Origin of the sequence: Rhodovulum imhoffii (genome assembly GCF_003046545.1) — a bacterium.
GTDB classification, from domain to species: Bacteria; Pseudomonadota; Alphaproteobacteria; order Rhodobacterales; family Rhodobacteraceae; genus Rhodovulum; species Rhodovulum imhoffii.
This window is the reverse complement of the sequence record NZ_QAAA01000020.1, coordinates 1-13,907: the sequence shown is the minus strand read 5'-3', so window position 1 is coordinate 13,907 and position 13,907 is coordinate 1. Positions and strand designations below refer to the sequence as shown.

At 62.1% G+C, this 13,907-nt stretch carries 18 protein-coding genes and 1 tRNA gene; 12 read left to right on the top strand and 7 right to left on the bottom strand.

Going from position 1 to position 13,907, the window contains the following annotated elements; genetic code table 11:
• Window positions 1-27: 27 nt before the first annotated feature.
• The 3 genes from thiB to C8N32_RS12585 are packed head-to-tail and all read left to right on the top strand — an operon-like array spanning window position 28 to window position 3,231.
• On the top strand, window positions 28-1,017 hold the full coding sequence (thiB, locus tag C8N32_RS12595; RefSeq protein WP_107893370.1) for a thiamine ABC transporter substrate binding subunit: 990 nt from the start codon (window positions 28-30) through the stop codon (window positions 1,015-1,017).
• Window positions 993-2,552 (top strand): thiamine/thiamine pyrophosphate ABC transporter permease ThiP, encoded by a 1,560-nt coding sequence (locus C8N32_RS12590; RefSeq protein ID WP_107893338.1) that lies wholly within the window; start codon window positions 993-995, stop codon window positions 2,550-2,552. The genes thiB and C8N32_RS12590 overlap by 25 nt, the downstream gene beginning before the upstream one ends.
• Window positions 2,539-3,231, top strand: coding sequence for a thiamine ABC transporter ATP-binding protein (locus tag C8N32_RS12585; RefSeq protein WP_107893337.1), 693 nt, complete (start codon window positions 2,539-2,541; stop codon window positions 3,229-3,231). Before C8N32_RS12590 ends, C8N32_RS12585 begins: the two co-directional genes overlap by 14 nt.
• 48 nt (window positions 3,232-3,279) lie before the next feature.
• Here C8N32_RS12585 and C8N32_RS12580 read toward each other — a convergent pair whose 3' ends face one another.
• From C8N32_RS12580 to dapF, 6 genes are all read right to left on the bottom strand, one after another.
• Entirely contained in the window at window positions 3,280-4,068 is a 789-nt protein-coding gene (locus tag C8N32_RS12580; RefSeq protein ID WP_107893369.1) for a cytochrome c1, read from the bottom strand.
• Window positions 4,069-4,081: 13 nt separating this feature from the next.
• Complete coding sequence (locus C8N32_RS12575) at window positions 4,082-5,425, bottom strand: cytochrome b (RefSeq protein ID WP_107893336.1); 1,344 nt, start codon at window positions 5,423-5,425, stop codon at window positions 4,082-4,084.
• A gap of 11 nt (window positions 5,426-5,436) precedes the next feature.
• Window positions 5,437-5,994, bottom strand: coding sequence for a ubiquinol-cytochrome c reductase iron-sulfur subunit (petA, locus tag C8N32_RS12570; protein WP_107893368.1), 558 nt, complete (start codon window positions 5,992-5,994; stop codon window positions 5,437-5,439).
• A 341-nt stretch (window positions 5,995-6,335) separates the two neighbouring features.
• Window positions 6,336-6,614, bottom strand: coding sequence for a hypothetical protein (locus C8N32_RS12565; RefSeq protein ID WP_107893335.1), 279 nt, complete (start codon window positions 6,612-6,614; stop codon window positions 6,336-6,338).
• A gap of 52 nt (window positions 6,615-6,666) precedes the next feature.
• The gene (mtaB, locus tag C8N32_RS12560; protein ID WP_107893334.1) at window positions 6,667-7,929 is read right to left on the bottom strand and encodes a tRNA (N(6)-L-threonylcarbamoyladenosine(37)-C(2))-methylthiotransferase MtaB; all 1,263 of its coding nucleotides are present in this window, start codon (window positions 7,927-7,929) and stop codon (window positions 6,667-6,669) included.
• Complete coding sequence (gene dapF, locus C8N32_RS12555; RefSeq protein WP_107893333.1) at window positions 7,926-8,765, bottom strand: diaminopimelate epimerase; 840 nt, start codon at window positions 8,763-8,765, stop codon at window positions 7,926-7,928. Before dapF ends, mtaB begins: the two co-directional genes overlap by 4 nt.
• Window positions 8,766-8,874: 109 nt before the next feature.
• On the opposite strand from dapF, the gene C8N32_RS12550 reads away from it, so the two are divergent.
• From C8N32_RS12550 to C8N32_RS12510, 9 genes are all read left to right on the top strand, one after another.
• Window positions 8,875-8,950, top strand: a tRNA-Lys gene (locus C8N32_RS12550).
• A gap of 130 nt (window positions 8,951-9,080) precedes the next feature.
• Window positions 9,081-9,482, top strand: a complete 402-nt coding sequence (locus tag C8N32_RS12545; protein WP_107893332.1) for a hypothetical protein — start codon at window positions 9,081-9,083, stop codon at window positions 9,480-9,482.
• A 4-nt stretch (window positions 9,483-9,486) separates the two neighbouring features.
• A complete protein-coding gene (locus tag C8N32_RS12540) occupies window positions 9,487-9,783 on the top strand; it encodes a hypothetical protein (RefSeq protein ID WP_146159714.1) in 297 nt (98 codons plus the stop codon).
• Window positions 9,784-9,793: 10 nt separating this feature from the next.
• The gene (locus tag C8N32_RS12535) at window positions 9,794-9,973 is read left to right on the top strand and encodes a hypothetical protein (protein WP_107893330.1); all 180 of its coding nucleotides are present in this window, start codon (window positions 9,794-9,796) and stop codon (window positions 9,971-9,973) included.
• A 181-nt stretch (window positions 9,974-10,154) separates the two neighbouring features.
• Window positions 10,155-10,721 carry a metallophosphoesterase gene (locus C8N32_RS12530; RefSeq protein ID WP_107893367.1) on the top strand — a complete coding sequence of 189 codons (567 nt, stop codon included), beginning with the start codon at window positions 10,155-10,157 and terminating at the stop codon, window positions 10,719-10,721.
• Window positions 10,693-11,331, top strand: a complete 639-nt coding sequence (locus C8N32_RS12525) for an HAD family hydrolase (RefSeq protein WP_107893329.1) — start codon at window positions 10,693-10,695, stop codon at window positions 11,329-11,331. The genes C8N32_RS12530 and C8N32_RS12525 overlap by 29 nt, the downstream gene beginning before the upstream one ends.
• Before the next feature lie 25 nt (window positions 11,332-11,356).
• Window positions 11,357-12,160: a metallophosphoesterase gene (locus C8N32_RS12520; RefSeq protein ID WP_107893328.1), complete on the top strand. Its 804-nt coding sequence runs from the start codon at window positions 11,357-11,359 to the stop codon at window positions 12,158-12,160.
• Window positions 12,161-12,468: 308 nt separating this feature from the next.
• A complete protein-coding gene (locus C8N32_RS12515; RefSeq protein ID WP_201132317.1) occupies window positions 12,469-12,732 on the top strand; it encodes a type II toxin-antitoxin system prevent-host-death family antitoxin in 264 nt (87 codons plus the stop codon).
• Window positions 12,725-13,141, top strand: a complete 417-nt coding sequence (locus tag C8N32_RS12510) for a type II toxin-antitoxin system PemK/MazF family toxin (protein WP_170106804.1) — start codon at window positions 12,725-12,727, stop codon at window positions 13,139-13,141. Before C8N32_RS12515 ends, C8N32_RS12510 begins: the two co-directional genes overlap by 8 nt.
• A gap of 43 nt (window positions 13,142-13,184) precedes the next feature.
• Here C8N32_RS12510 and C8N32_RS15020 read toward each other — a convergent pair whose 3' ends face one another.
• A complete protein-coding gene (locus C8N32_RS15020; protein ID WP_170106803.1) occupies window positions 13,185-13,346 on the bottom strand; it encodes a hypothetical protein in 162 nt (53 codons plus the stop codon).
• Between the last annotated feature and the right edge of the window lie 561 nt (window positions 13,347-13,907).

Genomic DNA, 13,907 nt, shown 5'->3' with positions numbered 1-13,907 from the left:
ACCTTCCCCGCCTGATGGAGGATGACCATGAAAACACCCATCTTCGCAGCGGGGGTTCTGGGCGCCGCGATGGCCGTGGCGGAAACACCCGTTCTGACCGTTTACACCTATGACAGCTTCATTTCCGAATGGGGCCCCGGCCCGAAGGTCGAAGCCGCGTTCGAGGAAACCTGCGGCTGCGACCTGCAATTCGTCTCCGGTGGCGATGGCGCGGCGCTTTTGGCCCGTCTGAAGCTTGAAGGTGCGCGCACCCGTGCCGACGTGGTTTTGGGGCTGGACACCAACCTGACCGCAGCCGCGCGGGACAGCGGACTTTTCGCAGCGCACGGGCAAGGCGACATCGCGCTGGACCTGCCCGTGGCGTGGAAGGACGATACGTTCCTGCCCTATGACTGGGGGTATTTCGCCTTTGTCTATGACCGGACGCGGCTTGAAACGCCGCCCACCAGCTTCCGCGCCCTTGCCGCCGCGCCCGACGACCTGAAAATCGTGATCCAGGACCCACGCTCCTCCACCCCCGGCCTGGGGCTGCTGATGTGGGTCAAGGCGGCCTATGGCACCGAGGCTCCTGAAATCTGGGCCGGCCTTGCCCCCCATGTGCTGACGGTCACCAAGGGCTGGTCGGAAGCCTACGGCATGTTCCTGAACGGGGAGGCCGACATGGTGCTGTCCTATACCACATCGCCCGCCTATCACCTGATCGCCGAGGACGACGATACCAAGGCCGCCGCAGAATTCGAAGAAGGTCACTACATGCAGATCGAGGTCGCCGCGAAGACCGCCACCACCGATCAGCCCGAGCTGGCCGACGCCTTCCTGCGTTTTGTGCTGGAAGAGGCGTTCCAATCGGTAATTCCCACCACCAACTGGATGTACCCGGCGCGCCTCCCCGCCGCCGGTCTGCCCGAGGGGTTCGGGACCCTCATTTCCCCTGCCCCGCTGACACTGCCCGCAGAGGACGCCGCCCGTCTGCGCGACGCGGCGCTGGAGGAATGGCGCACCGCGCTCAGCCGGTAGCGGCGGGGCTCGCCGCGGCGGCGCTGATTCTGGCGCTGGCTTTCGGAACGCTGGGCGCGGTGGCCTGGCGAGCCGAAGGGTTCGGTGCGCTTGCCCCGGCGGATTGGGCCGCCATCCGCTTTACCGTCTTGCAGGCCGTCCTGTCGGCGACGCTGTCCTGTATTCTGGCGATCCCCGTGGCGCGGGCCCTGGCACGGCGGAATTTTTGGGGCCGGGGGCTTCTGATCACCCTGCTGGGCGCCCCCTTTCTCCTGCCGGTCATCGTGGCGGTACTGGGGCTTTTGGCCGTATTCGGACGCAGCGGACTGATCTCGGAGGGGCTGACTTGGGCCGGGCTGGATCCGCTGGACATCTACGGCCTGCCCGGCGTGGTGCTGGCGCATGTCTTCTTGAACCTGCCGCTGGCGACACGCCTGGTGTTACAGGGCTGGCTTTCCATCCCGGCAGAGCGGTTCCGCCTGGCCGCGGCGCTGGGATTTACCCCCGCCGATACGCGCCGGGTGCTGGAGGCCCCGATGCTGCGGACGGTTCTGCCGGGCATTTTTGCCGTAATCCTGCTGATCTGCATGACGAGCTTTGCCGTCGTCCTGACACTCGGCGGCGGGCCAAAAGCGGCAACTGTCGAACTCGCAATCTACCAGGCCTTCCGGCTTGAATTCGACCTTGCCCGCGCGGCCAAGCTGGCGCTGGTCCAATTCGCATTGTGCGGGGCTGCGGCGGGGCTGGCATTTGCGGTATCGTCCCCCGCGGGGATGGGGGCCGGGCTGGACCGGGCCGTTGCCCGCTGGGACAGCGCAACCCGGCACGCCCGGCTGGCCGACGGTTTCTGGCTGGGGGGAGCAACACTGTTCCTGCTGGTGCCGCTGGGGATGATCGTGGCGCAGGGACTTGCTGGGCTGACCGATCTGCCCGCCAGTATATATGCCGCCGCCGGCCGGTCGCTCGTCACGGCGCTCGGGTCCGCCGCCCTGACCGTGGGGCTGGCCCTGCCGATGGCAATGGCAGCATGCCGGTTGGGTCCCCGCCTGGGCGGGGCGGTCCAGGCGGCGGGCACGGTCTCCATCGCGGCCTCACCGCTGGTGATGGGCACGGGGTTGTTCATCTTGCTGTTCCCGGTCGCCGACCCGGTCGCCCTGGCGCTGCCGGTGACGGCCCTGGTCAATGCGGCCATGGCGCTGCCCTTCGCTCTGCGCGCCCTTGCCACGGCCGTGGCGGAAATCGAAGCCGGGTATGGCAAACTGGCCGACAGTCTGGGTATGAGCGGCGGTATACGCCTGCGGCTGGTGCTTTTGCCACGGCTCAGACGGCCCCTGGGGTTTTCACTGGGGCTGTCGGCCGCACTTTCAATGGGGGATCTGGGCGTAATCGCCTTGTTCGCGGACTCTTCCCAGGCAACCTTACCCCTGCAACTCTACCGCCTGATGGCCGCATACAGGATGGAGGCCGCGGCGGGCGCGGCGCTGTTGCTTCTGTGTCTCAGCCTTGGGGTGTTCTGGATTTTTGACAGAGGGGGGCGTGCCTATGCTGAGGCTTGAAACGCTTGAGATCGTCCTTGATGGGTTCCGACTTGCCGCAGATTTCAGTGTGCCCACCGGACAGACCGTGGCGATCCTTGGGCCATCGGGAGCGGGAAAATCCACGTTGCTGGATGTTATCGCCGGGTTCGTGCCTGCGGCCTCCGGGCGTATCCTGTGGAATGAAACGGATCTGAACGGCCTGTCTCCGGGGGCGCGTCCTGTCTCGGTCCTGTTTCAGGACAACAACCTGTTTCCTCATCTTACCGTGGCCCAGAATGCCGGGCTGGGGCTGCGCTCCGATCTGCGCCTCGGACCGGAACACCACCAGAGCGTGATGGACTCACTGGCGCGCGTTGGGCTGGCCGGAATGGAACGCCGCAAGCCCGCCACCCTGTCAGGTGGACAGCGCAGCCGCGCCGCCCTTGCACGGATGTTGTTGCGCGGACGACCCCTGATGCTGCTGGACGAACCTTTCGCGGCACTGGGGCCGGCGCTGAAAGCCGACATGCTGGCGCTGGTGGCGGATCTGGCAACTGAAACCGGAGCAACGGTTCTGATGGTCACCCACGACCCGGAAGATGCCCGCGCCATTGCGCCGCTCACATGTCTTGTGGCCGAAGGGCTGGTTCAGCCCCCACACGGAACGATACAGCTTTTGCGAAACCCGCCCCCGGCACTTCGCCGCTATCTTGGATAGCAAACGCGCCCCCGGATCGGGGGCGCGTGCCTGATTCGGGGAATCCCCTCAGCTTTTCTTGCGGCCTTTGATCGGGGCCCAGAGACGCTTGTTCGTCAGGTACAAAAGCACCGTCAAAACCGTCAGGAAGATCACCGAGATGAAGCCGGCCTGTTTCCGGGCCATCATTTTCGGTTCAGCCGTCCACATCAGGAAAGCGGACACGTCCTTGGCGATGGAAACCCGGTCATTCGGGGCGCCATCGGCATATTCGACGTCTTCCCCGTAAAGGACTGGGGCCATCGCGCTCCAGCCTGTCGAGAAGACGGGGTTCTCATAGTAGACGGACCCGGCCTCTTCCTTCCACTCATCCGTAAAGGCGAGCAGGTAGCTGGCGATGTATTCCGGCCCCCCCATGCCATTCAGAAGCTGGTTGAGACCGGTCCCCCCCGGACCATGGAAGCCCGCCCGCGCCTTGGCCATAAGGCTGAGGTCCGGTGCCTGTGCGTCCGTGCCTTCGGGGAAGTGGTCGGTCGGCTTGGCGGTCCGCCAGTCTTCCAGTTCCGGGTCGAAGATCTCCCACTGTTCAGTGTACTGAATCATCGCCTCTTCGCTCAGCGACGGCCCACCGGGATCGGCCAGCGACCGGAAGGGGACCCGCGGGATCCCATGGCAGGCCGAGCAAAGCTCGGTAAACACCTGCAAGCCGCGCTGAAGCTGAGCCTGATCGTATTTGCCGAACGGACCCTCGAAGGGAAACTGGAAATTGGTCACATGCCCGCCGCCTTCGGCGGCCAGGGCGCCCCCCGTCCCGAGGGACAGGGCGGCAATTGCGGAAATCGTAAGTTTCTTCAGCATCTCTTCGATCCCTTCACTCTGCCGGGGTTGCCTTGACGGCGGAACCCGCGCCGGCGTCACCATAGTGAGCGTTGAAGTCTTCCTCGATCGTGGCCGGCAGCGGCAACGGCTTCTCGATCACACCCAGAACCGGCAGGATGATCAGGAAGTAGGCGAACCAGTAGGTCGACCCGATCAGGGCGATAACCGTGTATACCCCTTCAGCCGGCATCGCGCCCGCCCAGGTCAGGACCACGAAATTCAGAGCAAAAAGCCAGAACGCCCATTTGAACATCGGGCGATAACGGCCCGACCGAACCGAAGACGTATCCAGCCAGGGCAGGAATACCATGACCAGAATTGACCCGAACATCGCGATCACGCCAAAGAACTTGGCATCGACGATCCCGAAGGTCAGCCAGTCAGCCAGCATCACAACCCAAACATCGGCGGTGAAGGCGCGCAGGATGGCGTAGAACGGCAAAAAGTACCATTCGGGCACGATATGGGCCGGGGTCACCAACGGGTCGGCGGGGACGTAGTTGTCCGGATGGCCAAGGTAATTGGGCATGAAGCCCACGACCGCGAAGAACACGATCAGGATGACGCCCAGCGCGAACAGGTCCTTGATAACGAAGTAGGGCCAGAACGACACGGCATCCTTTTTGGCGACTTCCTTGGACTCGCGGCGCACCTCGACCCCGGCCGGGTTGTTGTTGCCGGTCGCGTGGAAGGCCCAGACATGCACGATGGAAAGGCCCAGGATCACGAAGGGCAGCAGGTAGTGCAGCGAGAAGAAGCGGTTCAGCGTTGCGTTGCCCACCGCGGGCCCGCCCAGCAGCCAGGTCTGGATCGGTTCGCCGATCCACGGGATCGCGCCGAACAGGCCGGTGATCACCGTGGCGCCCCAGAAGGACATCTGCCCCCATGGCAGCACGTAGCCCATGAATGCGGTGGCCATCATGGCCAGATAGATCAGCATGCCGATGATCCAGGTCACCTCGCGCGGGGACTTGTAAGACCCGTAGTAGAGCCCGCGGAAGATGTGCAGATAAACGGCGATGAAGAACAGCGACGCGCCGTTGGAGTGCAGATACCGCATCATGTGACCGGCATTGACGTTGCGCATGATATGCTCGACCGAGGCGAAGGCCATGTCGACATGCGGAACATAGTGCATCGCCAGGATGATTCCGGTTACAAGCTGGAGCACCAGCGCGAAAAACAGGATCACGCCCCAGATCCACATCCAGTTCAGGTTCTTGGGGGTGGGGATCATGAGCGTGTCATAGATAAGGCTGACAACAGGCAGGCGCCGGTGCAGCCATTTCTCCAAGCCGGTTTTCGGCTCGTAATGATCGTGAGGAATACCGGACATCGGCGTCTCCCTTAACCGAGTTTGATCGTCGTTTCGTCAACGAAAGAGGCGACCGGGATATACAGGTTCTCCGGCGCGGGGCCTTTGCGAATCCGCCCGGCCGCATCGTAGTGCGATCCGTGGCAGGGACAGAACCAGCCGCCGTAATCGCCTGCGCCGTTTCCGATCGGCACGCAGCCCAGGTGGGTGCAGACACCAATCATCACAAGCCACTTGCCTTCATCATCGAGCGTGCGGTTCTCATCGGTGGCGGGACCGGGCTTGTTGGGGTTGCGCGAGTCGGTGTCGACGAGATCGTCGAGATCCACGCTGCGGGCCAGGTCGATATCGGCTTCGGTCCGCAGGCGGATGAAAACCGGCTTGCCCAGCCATTTGATCGTAAGCTGCTGACCTTCCACCACGCTGGACACGTCCACCCGGATCGAGCTGAGCGCCTGAACGTCCGCCGACGGGTTCATCTGATCGATCAGGGGCCAGGCCGCTGCCCCAATCGTGACCGCACCGGCACCCGCCGTGGCGTAGTAAAGGAAATCGCGGCGGGAGCCGTCGTGATCTTCTGCGTGTGACACGAGAATTCTCCTTTCCATGACCGCGATGCGGTCGATTCGAAAACTGGCCAAGAACTCCCCGGCCTTTTCCTCCGGTTACCTAGCCCCGACAAACGATTGCGTCCAGCGGACATACCCGCGCAGGAACGGCCTGCGGGGCACGCACGACAAGATGTCGGAAGTCATATACCCGTGACACCCTGTACCGGCCAGCGCAATTTCAAGGCTCAAGCGTTATTGGGACCTTCTAGCGCAGCATTTACCTATTGTTCCAGATACATTCGCACCGCTTTTGCAGGGAATTTGCCATTCTTGCCATGCTGCAACACCCACCGCAAAAGGGGCACAGCCGGCGACCCGGATCAGACCCGGCGCAGCCGAACCCGCCCGAACGCCGTGGCGTCGACCTCCACCCCCGGCCCGTCGGGGCCAAGGCGGATGGTCCGTCGCAGCCGGGCGCCACCGCTGACCTGACCGGGATCGCGCCGCAGGCCGACACCCTCATCCAGATCGTCGAGCGCATCTTCAACACGCTGGTCGCGCGGAGCCGGAGACATTCGGCTGCGCAGCGCGTAAACCGCCAGCGCAACTGCGCCATAGCGCAGAGCCGCACCTGCAAACGGGGCAAGAGGCAGTGGCATCGGGTCTTCCTTCCTGCAATGCGGTCAGGATAGGACAGGCGCATGGGGCTGTCTATTCACGAACCTGCAAACGCGCGCCATCCTGCCCCGCAATCACGGCGGAAACGATTTTCCCTTCGGGGCGGTCAGTGGAAAATTCGACCTCGGCGAACTGTTCCGTCCGACCCATGCGGGGCGACTCCATCAAGATATTGTGGCTCTTTCCGATCTGCGCCGCGAGATGCCGCACTACTTGCGCCTCACCGGCCGCGCGCAGACGGGCCGCCCGCTCCCGGACGGTGCCGCCGGCAACCTGGGGCATACGCGCCGCCGGCGTGCCCGGGCGCGGGGAATAGGGGAAAACATGCAGCCATGTCAGGTCACATTCCGCCACCAGGCGCAGGGAGTTTTCGAACATCGGCTCCGTCTCGGTCGGGAAACCCGCGATGATATCGGCGCCGAAGGTAATCTCCGGGCGCAGCCGGCGGGCCTCCCGGCAAAAGGCTATGGCATCCGCACGGGTATGCCGACGCTTCATCCGTTTGAGGATCATGTCGTCGCCCGCTTGCAAAGACAGGTGCAGATGTGGCATCAGCCGCGCCTCCTCCGCAAGAGCCCGCATCAGCGCCGGGTCCGCCTCGATTGAATCGATCGAACTGATCCGCAGGCGCGGCAACTCCGGCACAAGCCGGAGAATACGCCCCACAAGGTCCCCCAGCCGGGGCTGTGCGGGCAGATCCGCGCCCCAGCTTGTCAGGTCTACGCCGGTCAGGACGACCTCATTATACCCGCGCGCGACAAGGCGGCGGATCTGCGCCACCACCACGCCCGCAGGGACAGAGCGTGAATTGCCACGTCCAAAGGGAATGATGCAAAAGGTACAGCGGTGATCGCACCCGTTCTGAATCTGTACATAGGCACGGCTGCGGGTCCCGAAGCCGTCGATCAGGTGCCCGGCGGTTTCGGTGACAGACATGATGTCATCCACCTGCACCTTCTCCGTCTCGCCGATGAAATCCGGCTCCCTGGCAAGGGCGCTCCAGGTTTCCGCCCGCATCTTTTCGGCATTGCCGAGTACAAGATCCACTTCCGCCATCGCCGCGAAACGGTCCGGCTCGGTCTGCGCGGCACAGCCGGTCACCACGATCCGCGCCCGCGGGTTGTCCCGGCGCAGGCGGCGGATGTCCTGACGCGCCTTGCGCACGGCCTCCGCGGTAACGGCACAGGTATTTACCACCAGCACATCTTCCACCCCGGCCTCGGCGGCGAGTGCCTTCATCGCCTCGGTTTCAAAGGCATTCAGGCGACACCCCAGCGTGGTGAAGCGCGGTGTCACAGAACGCCCCTCAGAAAGTCTGGTGTCAGGGTGCCGGCAAATACATGTGCGGTCGGGCCGGTCATCCAGACACCATCGTCTTGCCAGTCGATATCGAGCCGACCCCCATCGAGGTCGATACGCACCCGCCGTCCCGTCAGCCCGCGCCGCGCCGCTGCCACCGCCGTCGCGCAAGAGGACGACCCCGAGGCGAGCGTCACCCCCACGCCGCGCTCCCAGACCCGCATGCGCAGGTGATCGGGCGCCACCAGATGCGCCACCTGAACATTCGTGCGTTCCGGGAACAGGGGGTGGTGTTCATGGGCGGCACCGAAGACTGGCAGATCGACCGCCTCGGCATCCTCCACGAAGAAGGTACAATGCGGGTTACCCATGCCAGTGGCGACCGGATCTCCCCCGATCGGCACATGCAGGCTGTCCATTTCTTGCGCCAGGGGGATGTCACGCCAGTTCAGAAGCGGCAGCCCCATGTTGACGGAGGTCCCCCCCCCCCCGGCATCACGCACGGCGATAATCCCGCGCCCGGTTTCCAGTGTCAGATCCGTCTTGCCGCTTTCTTCCATCAGGTAGCGGGCGATACAGCGCGTTGCATTGCCGCAAGCCGCGGAAAGAGACCCGTCTGCATTGTAGAAAACAAGGGCGGCCTCCGCCGACTGCGAGGAATCGATACAGGCAAGCTGATCGAACCCCACCCCCCGGTGGCGGTCCGCGATGGCCGTAACCAGCCCCCCCGTCATGGGTACCGCTGCCACGCGCCGGTCGATCACCACGAAGTCGTTGCCCAGCCCATGCATCTTGAGAAAGGGAAGGCCGTTTTTCAGCACCAAATTCTGCATGACCGCGCATATAGACCGGCTTCAAACACAAATCCAGAAGCGGCATCGAAAAACGCATTTTTTCCCCTTGACCCCACCGCCACTGTTTTCTACGAAGCAGGCCTCGAGTGGGCCGTTAGCTCAGTTGGTAGAGCAACTGACTTTTAATCAGTGGGTCGCAGGTTCGAATCCTGCACGGCTCACCACTGCAACCGATTGATCGGAAACGAAAAGCCGCTAGGCAACAGCTTGGCGGTTTTCGCGTTTTTCAAACATTTTTCAAACATGCGGTTCGGCTGACACGCGACGCGCCTGTTAACGCTTTGGTAAGCATGGTTGGTAGAGCGCTATGGCCCGCCCTCAAAACGCGACGGAAGCAGCGCGACCTGGGCGTGGGGCGAGGATGGCTTCATCCCCGATCTCGACGGCCAGCCGCTGCATGAGATCACCACTGTCAGCCAGTTCGGGGCGCGCAAGACGATCCAGTATCGACCCTGCACAACGGGCTTCAGTGCCGATGCCGAATACCGTTTTCGCCAACACCGTGAAACGCCGATCATGCCGGGTTGCACGGCGCTGTTCACGGTTGGGGTTAGCGGCGGCGCGCAGCTCTCATCCGTCAGCTTTTCGCTGACCGATTTCGATCTGATCCGCCAGCATGTCGCCGAGGTGGATCGTCAAATCCTCGAAGCCTTGACCACCAACGCGCCGGTCGCGCCCGCCGACATGGACCTGTGACGCCATGGCTGACATCGCACCAGATACCCAGACATGCCCGTTCTGCTACACAGAGATGGACGCGCGGGCAGATGTTTGCCCCAGTTGCCAGGCAACCAAGGACACGACACCCGAATGGGCCAAGCGTCTGAAAATCTACAAGATCGGCGCGTTCACTCTGATCATCGGTCTGGGCCTGATGTTTATCGACGGCAAAGGTATCTGGTGGTGGGGGTCCCCTTTCGTTCTGATCGGAGGCTTCTTCCTGTTCAGGGCGCATAAATTCGATGTCTCCGAAGTGCTTTGGCACCGCAAGGAATAGGAAAGCCGCCATGGAAACTCACTGGATCGACAGCCCAAAGTACCAAGCCGACCGCAAGGAACTGGCCGACCTCTGCGGGCGCAACCGCACCCCGACAGAAGACGCTCGACTTGCCGAACTGAAGGCGCGGGTGCGGGACTGGGCGCGGCTCAATCGGGCCGCAGAGGATTTCGTGAACGGCGCGCCGTAGGCGACTGGCCAAAACTGTGCAAACCGGCTATGAGGCCCACATGATCACAGTACGCGCACATATCACCCTGATTTAGCGCCCGCAAAACGGCGGGCGGCTACGAGCTGTTCGCCGATAGATGATCCCCTATCACCGCAACGCCTCCGACGCCGCCGCCACTTGGCATGACGGAGGCAAGGACATGACCAACTGGTATACAGCAGACACCCATTTCGGGCATGAGAACGTCATCGCGCTGTGCGGACGGCCCTTTCGCAATGCCGGCCACATGGACACGGTGCTGATCGAGAATCTGTGGTCCAGGGTGCGGCCCGAGGATGATCTCTGGATCATCGGTGACTTTGCCTTCGGCCCAAAGGCCAAAGAGGCCAACTATCTCGAAGCCATCTTCGGGCAGCTTCCCGGCGCCCGCAAACATCTGGTGATCGGCAACCACGATCTGGAACCGACACTAGCCTTGCCGTGGGACAGCATTTCGCACATGGCGGAGGTCAAGGATGGCCCCGACAACCAGGCGCATACCCTGTGCCATTACCCCATGATCACCTGGAACCGTGCGCGGCGCGGCGCGCTTCAGATTTTCGGCCACGTCCATGGGCAATGGAAAGGGTCGCGCAACAGCGTCAACGCGGGCGTCGATGTCTGGGATTTCATGCCCGTTCGCTTTGAGGATATCGCTCGCCGCGCCAAAACCCTGCCCGTGAACCGGCACTGGGCGGATGTCGAACACAATGCCAAGGAGTTCTGATATGCTACAATCTGGTCAAGTCATCGCAGGCCATCATGACATCAAGGCCGTCTGCTTTGATGTTTTTGGAACCATTGTTGAAATCACCGACAAGCGCAAACCCTACAGACCCCTGATTGACGCGCTGCAACCTGCCGCTGCGCGGGCGCTTCGGCACAGGCTAATGCGCGAAGATCGGGCGCTGGATAGTTGGGCTGGCGCACTTGAAGTTGACCTGCCCGAGGGGCTGCTTGATCAGGTCGCTTCCGAAATCGCATCGGAATTGCTGTCGGTACGCCTGCGCCCCGGCGTTGACGCGATCTGGGCAGACCTGCGCGCCCAAGGGGTCAGGATTGCAGTATGTTCCAACCTGGCCACGCCCTATGGTGCTGTTCTGCAAAACCTTTTGCCAGACCCGCCCGACGCCATGATCCTGTCCTACCAGGTGGGGTTCTTAAAACCCGAACCGGATATTTACGGCTGCGTGGCCAAGGCGCTTGGGCTCGATTGCGCGGAAATTCTCTTTACCGGTGACACCCCGTCTGCAGATGTGGAAGGTCCAAGAGCCGCTGGAATGAAAGCGATGCCAATTCACATCTTCGAAGCCGCAATGACCGAGCGAGGTCGGTGAAAGCAAGCAACAGTATAGGTTCCAAATGGCTCGTTTTCTGGTCTGGAGTGACCTGCACGACGAATTTTGGGAAGGTTTCGATCTGCCTGACCTGTCCGCGCCAGTGGACGGGGTGCTGATCGCGGGCGACACGCATACCATGGGCCGCCATCTGGATATCCCTGCACGGGCCGCGCGCAAGTATGGCTGCCCGGTTGTGGTGATCTGGGGTAACCACGAACCCTACGGGTCGATCTGGTCGAAATTGTTAGCCGAAGAAGAACGGCAGCTTGCCGAGCTGCACGCCCAAGACCTCGATATCCGAGTGCTGCATGGCGCGGCCACCGAAATCGCTGGCGTGCGCATCATCGGCGCGCCGCTCTGGACGGATTTGAAGCTCTTCCCCGAACTGGAGGGCCTCGCATGGGGCATGGTCGGGGAATGTCTGATGGATTATCAGCGGATCGGCGTCACGCCCAGGCGCATGTTCTGCGTGCGCACGATGCTCGACCGTCACGCGATGGACAAAGCGGCAATTTGGGACGCGCTGCGCCAGTCCCATGACGGGCCGACCATCGTCATGACCCACCACATCCCGGTGCGCCAACTGGTTCACCCTGCCCGCGAAGTCGGCAATGACAGCAAACGCGCCCTCTGTGCAGGGTTCGCCAGTGATCTATGGGCCGAGATCAGGAGCTTTGACATCCACACCTGGATCTGCGGCCACAGCCACGACAACGAGGTTTGGATTGGCAAGGGCAAACATGGCCCTATCCGCTTCGTCATGAACGGGCGCGGGTATCCGGGCGAAGAGGTTGAGTTCGATCCGGCATTCGTGCTGGAGGTCTGAGCGTGGCAGTATAGGGCGATAGTGCCATGTCGCTATCATCCTATCGCTCTACCGAAGCCGCCGAAAACCCCACAATCGCTCGATACTTGGCGTCTCGCTCATGTGGATTTTCCGGCTCCCGTTGGGTACCCAGCCCCACCTGACATCGCCCCCCAAATGGCAGGGGAAGGTGGGGCTGGCTCTGGACGCCATACCCTTGGTGTCTCTGGACTGCTGATTAAGAATAGGTATCGTGGCATCGGGCTAAGTCCTCCACTCTTGCACATTATGCGAAAAATACGTATATTACGGCAAAACAGGAGGGTTCCATGTCCGACATTCAGAATTTTCCCGCCGCCGATCTGGCGCGCAAGACGGGTGACATTCTCGACGCGGCCAGTCGCGCGCCGGTGGCGATCACCAAGCATCGCAAGCCACGGTTCGTGCTGATGAGCCTTGAGCGCTACGAGGCGCTGACAGGCACAACGGATCAGCAGGCGCACACCTTGGAGGATATGCCCGCCGAGATGAAGGCCATGATGATCGCCGCTCTGGAGCGAGACCTTGCCAATGGCGCGACGCCAGATGCGTAAGCCCGCCGCCGGTGATGTCTTCACTTATCCATTTCTTTGGAAGCGCCAGCAAATTCAGGGCGAAACAGAAGGCCGCAAGCCTCGCCCGGTCTGCATGGCCGTCACCACTGCCAACGCGGACGGCAACACATTGCTGTTCATTGTTCCCATCACAACGCAGCCTCCAATGGACGGGCGGATTGCTATTGAAGTTCCTGAGATCGAGGCCAAACGCGCTGGCCTCGACACCGAAAAGCCCTGCTGGGTCATGCTGGACGAGTTCAACAGCGATGTGTTTGAGCGCTCCTTTGTCTTTGAGGATCGAACCCCGCTTGGTGCTTTCAGTTCGAAATTCACCGCGAGACTACAAGGCACCCTTCTGGCCGCCGCCAAAGACGGCAAGGCCCGTATCGTGAACCGGCAAGACTGATCGGCTGGAATTTGAAATCCACCGTCTGAAAAGTCGGAGCGGTTCAGCCTGTTTGATCTGTTTCCGAGGTATTTTTTGGCGCTGGCGGTTCGGCCTTTTCCCCTATTTTTTCGGCGTTGTTAACCAGCTCATCCAGAAAGCCTGTGTCTTCCATTTCGCCCAAGGCGTCCTGAATCCGGTCGATGATGCTTTGTCCGGTCTTCATGGTTGTGTCCTTTCGTTTCCTTAGAATTTCGGGCCATACGAAAACGACGCGGGGGCCGTGCTTCTCGGCTTCGGCTTGCTCTGCTCAGCTTCTTCCCGGAGCGCAGATCGCCGGGTCAGCCAGCTTCCAACAGTTGCCGTAATTCCGCCTGCTGCCGCTCCAAGGCGGTCAAGCGTTTCTCCAAGTCGGTCGCGAAGCGATTGAATGCGCGATGCAAAGTCTCGAACTCGCTCGGCGAGGCGCTGGCGCTTTTCAAACCAGCCTCGAATGTCGTGTTCAGTTCTTCGACAGGGTAAACCTGAGATGGGACGTGACCGCGGGAATCGACAATCTGATGTCACACTCGAAAGAGTGCAGTGTCTTCATCGAGGAGCGCTGAGCCCAACTGCTCATGTGGAAGCACGAAGGACTTCGGCCCCTCTTGCTTCCACAGTGCTTCCACGGTGGTCCCAAACGCAAACGCCGCCCCGGAGGGCGGCGCTTAAGCGTTTGATAACGCGAAGGAATTTGGTTGCGGGGGCAGGATTTGAACCTGCGACCTTCAGGTTATGAGCCTGACGA

What these genes read in the sequence shown, in the direction of transcription:
- thiB (WP_107893370.1), top strand. Translation starts at nt 28, where the DNA reads ATGAAAACACCCATCTTCGCAGCGGGGGTTCTGGGCGCCGCGATGGCC.
- C8N32_RS12590 (WP_107893338.1), top strand. Translation starts at nt 993, where the DNA reads ATGGCGCACCGCGCTCAGCCGGTAGCGGCGGGGCTCGCCGCGGCGGCG.
- C8N32_RS12585 (WP_107893337.1), top strand. Translation starts at nt 2,539, where the DNA reads ATGCTGAGGCTTGAAACGCTTGAGATCGTCCTTGATGGGTTCCGACTT.
- C8N32_RS12580 (WP_107893369.1), bottom strand. Translation starts at nt 4,068, where the DNA reads ATGCTGAAGAAACTTACGATTTCCGCAATTGCCGCCCTGTCCCTCGGG.
- C8N32_RS12575 (WP_107893336.1), bottom strand. Translation starts at nt 5,425, where the DNA reads ATGTCCGGTATTCCTCACGATCATTACGAGCCGAAAACCGGCTTGGAG.
- C8N32_RS12565 (WP_107893335.1), bottom strand. Translation starts at nt 6,614, where the DNA reads ATGCCACTGCCTCTTGCCCCGTTTGCAGGTGCGGCTCTGCGCTATGGC.
- dapF (WP_107893333.1), bottom strand. Translation starts at nt 8,765, where the DNA reads ATGCAGAATTTGGTGCTGAAAAACGGCCTTCCCTTTCTCAAGATGCAT.
- C8N32_RS12540 (WP_146159714.1), top strand. Translation starts at nt 9,487, where the DNA reads ATGGCTGACATCGCACCAGATACCCAGACATGCCCGTTCTGCTACACA.
- C8N32_RS12535 (WP_107893330.1), top strand. Translation starts at nt 9,794, where the DNA reads ATGGAAACTCACTGGATCGACAGCCCAAAGTACCAAGCCGACCGCAAG.
- C8N32_RS12530 (WP_107893367.1), top strand. Translation starts at nt 10,155, where the DNA reads ATGACCAACTGGTATACAGCAGACACCCATTTCGGGCATGAGAACGTC.
- C8N32_RS12525 (WP_107893329.1), top strand. Translation starts at nt 10,693, where the DNA reads ATGTCGAACACAATGCCAAGGAGTTCTGATATGCTACAATCTGGTCAA.
- C8N32_RS12520 (WP_107893328.1), top strand. Translation starts at nt 11,357, where the DNA reads ATGGCTCGTTTTCTGGTCTGGAGTGACCTGCACGACGAATTTTGGGAA.
- C8N32_RS12515 (WP_201132317.1), top strand. Translation starts at nt 12,469, where the DNA reads ATGTCCGACATTCAGAATTTTCCCGCCGCCGATCTGGCGCGCAAGACG.
- C8N32_RS12510 (WP_170106804.1), top strand. Translation starts at nt 12,725, where the DNA reads ATGCGTAAGCCCGCCGCCGGTGATGTCTTCACTTATCCATTTCTTTGG.
- C8N32_RS15020 (WP_170106803.1), bottom strand. Translation starts at nt 13,346, where the DNA reads ATGAAGACCGGACAAAGCATCATCGACCGGATTCAGGACGCCTTGGGC.